The 2599-nt window shown below is 65.4% G+C and carries 2 protein-coding genes and 1 pseudogene; all 3 read left to right on the forward strand.

The features are described 5' to 3' along the window. The first annotated feature begins 819 nt into the window (after positions 1-819). Positions 820-1419, forward strand: coding sequence for an SMI1/KNR4 family protein (locus ACFYMM_RS44285; RefSeq protein ID WP_388398520.1), 600 nt, complete (start codon positions 820-822; stop codon positions 1417-1419). Between the two features lie 171 nt (positions 1420-1590). After that, positions 1591-1881: a transposase gene (locus tag ACFYMM_RS44290; RefSeq protein ID WP_388398523.1), complete on the forward strand. Its 291-nt coding sequence runs from the start codon at positions 1591-1593 to the stop codon at positions 1879-1881. Positions 1882-1910: 29 nt separating this feature from the next. Beyond that, positions 1911-2495, forward strand: a pseudogene (locus ACFYMM_RS44295) (IS3 family transposase); the annotation flags it as partial. Between the last annotated feature and the right edge of the window lie 104 nt (positions 2496-2599).

Below are 2599 nucleotides of genomic sequence, written 5' to 3' on the forward strand. Positions count from 1 at the left end.
AGCCGGAGCAACGGATTGCGCATCCCGTGTCGGGGATGCGCAGCAAGTCGTGGACCCCGCAACCCCCGAAGGACTTTCGGAGCCGACCACTAAGGTGACGGAATCGCGGGATTCGCTCGCGACCAGGAGGGGCGGGTCCTGCTGGCATGGGGCCCGGCTGTTCAGGGTGGTGATAGTGCGGCCGTCACCGCTCACCAGTACCTCACCCAAGAGACCCTCGCCATGCCTGCGATCCTTCATGATCGATGCAGTGACGGCAATGGCGAGAGCAGCCCCTACCGCAACGGCCAACATGATGCGCAGGGTCCGATGGAGCCTTTTCGGGTTCACTGTCGCGCTCCGACGGTGCCTTCGCCGGAACCTACTTGGACTGACTGCAACGGTCACCTCGGGCCGAGTCGTCAGGGCTTCGGCGTAGTCGCAGTGCCGCCGGTTCGTGATGATCCGCCAGTCCGACACTCATCCGGGAACGGGAGGCACGGTTTCTCAAGATCATCCAGTTCGCGAGCTACATGAGGAGGGCGACCGCATTCAGGCTGAGTTCGCCGTGGCCGCGCAGGAATGGCAAGCGTAGGTGATTGTCCGCAGGTGGGTGGACACGGTGCTGGCCCCGGACGGCGGGACCATCGTCGGCACAGAGACCACCGACGATCTGCGGGAGCGGACGCACCCTCGATACCCAGGAATGCGGCGAAGCCGGATTGCTGCCTGGCTATAGTCAGGCCATGCCAAAGGGTGCCACCGAGAGGCCACGAGCGTCTGGTGCAGCCCACTAGGCGGTACGTAGCTCTGATTGATACTGAGGTGGGTGTAGGCGGAGTGTCCGAGGTAGAAGACGTTCGGTCGGCGTGGGGGCGGATCGTCCACTGGCTTGAGGTGAACGCGCCAGTCAGTGCGCAGGCGCTGCGCGGGCCGGCAACGGACGAGGACATCGCTTCTTTGCGTGAGGCGTTGGGCCTCGATGTGCCGGACGTGCTTGAGACTTTGCTGCGGCTGAACAACGGCAGCACCGCGAAGGATACGACGCGGGTCCTTCCCAACGGGCGGGAGTTGCCCGTCCGCCACCTGGATTCGGCGGTCTTCCCTTACGGGAGGATTCTTCTGGGATGCGCAGAAATCGGTGAGGAGTACGCCAAGTGGCGGCGGTCTGAGGAACAGAACGGCCTGGAGGACTACTGGAGGGTTTCCTGGGTTCCTGTTATCCAGGACTTCGAGGGGCAGTACTACGGATATGCCGTTGATGCTTCTGGGGCGTCCGGCTTCCCTGTCCTGGAGTATGGCGAGGGTTCTGTTCCGGGCGAGGCTTTCCCGTCACTGGGTGTGCTGCTGGATTCCTTCGCGGATGCCCTGCAGAGCGGCAGCTGGGACGGGTGGCCTGCGCGGGTGGAGAAGGGGTCTCTCAGGTGGGGTGAGGAGTGACTGCTTGCAGCCGCGTTGTGAATAGAGCCGGTTCGACGCGCGTGGGGCCGTCCCTTTGCTAGGGGCGGCCCCACCTGCCTGGCTGTCAGGTTCGAGGTGTCAGTTGGTTGCCTTCAGAGTGACCTTCCCCTCGTAGCGTAGAGACCCTGACTGCAGGGGAAGTTGAGGGTCATGGCGGGCAAGAGGCGGAAGTTCGACGCGGAGTTCCGTGAGGGGGCTGTGCGGATCGTCGCCGAGACCGGCAAGCCGATCGCACAGGTCGCCGAGGATCTCGGGATCAACGAGACCACGCTGGCGAGCTGGGTGTCGCGGGCGCGCAGGGCCGGCGGGGCCACGGCGATGGGGGAGAGCGAGGAGCTCGCGCGGCTGCGGCGGGAGAACGCGCAGCTGAAGAAGGACAACAAGGAGCTGGCCATGGAGCGTGATGTGCTCAAACGCTGCATGGTCTTGTGGGTGAAGTAGCTGTGGCGGACCCGGCGGTGCTCGTCGGGGTGATCAGCGACCAGAAGACCGGGCACAGCATTCCGTACCGCCCTTCCTGCCGGGCACTCGGCGTGTCGGAGGCGTGGTTCTACAAGTGGCGCCGCAGACCGTCCGAGCCGACGAAACGCGAGGTTAGACGCGCAGAGCTGGCCGAGAGGATCCGCTGCTTCTTCGACCGCTCGGGCCGGACGTACGGCTCGCCGAGGATCACGCTGGATTTGTGGGAGGAGGGCTGGCAGGTGTCGGAGAACACCGTCGCCGAGATCATGGCCGAACTCGGGCTGCAGGGCCGCAAGCCTCCTCGTCGACGCCGTTCGCTGACTCGTCCCGGCAAGCGGAAGACTGCTCCTGACCTGGTGCGACGCAAGTTCGACGCCATCGCGCCCAACGTCTTGTGGTGGGGCGACATGACGGAGATCGACACCGGCGAGGGCAAGCTCTACCTCGCATCCGTCCACGACGCGTTCTCCCGCCGGGCCCTGGGCTACGCGATGGGCGCGCGGCACGACGCCGCGCTGGTCAGCGCCGCCCTGCAGATGGCGATCGCGACCCGGGGCGGCCAGGTCGACGGCGTCATCTTCCACACGGACCGCGGCAGCGAACTTGGGTTCAACCGGTCGTCGCAACACCGGCTACCTGGAGAGATAGTAGGTGCTCGTTGAGGGCTTCGGCGGGTGTCTTCCATCCGAGGGTCTTG

The organism is Streptomyces sp. NPDC006739, from assembly GCF_042869815.1.
Lineage (GTDB): Bacteria > Actinomycetota > Actinomycetes > Streptomycetales > Streptomycetaceae > Streptomyces.

Coding starts and splice junctions, on each gene's coding strand:
- ACFYMM_RS44290 (WP_388398523.1), top strand. CDS start 1,591: ATGGCGGGCAAGAGGCGGAAGTTCGACGCGGAGTTCCGTGAGGGGGCT.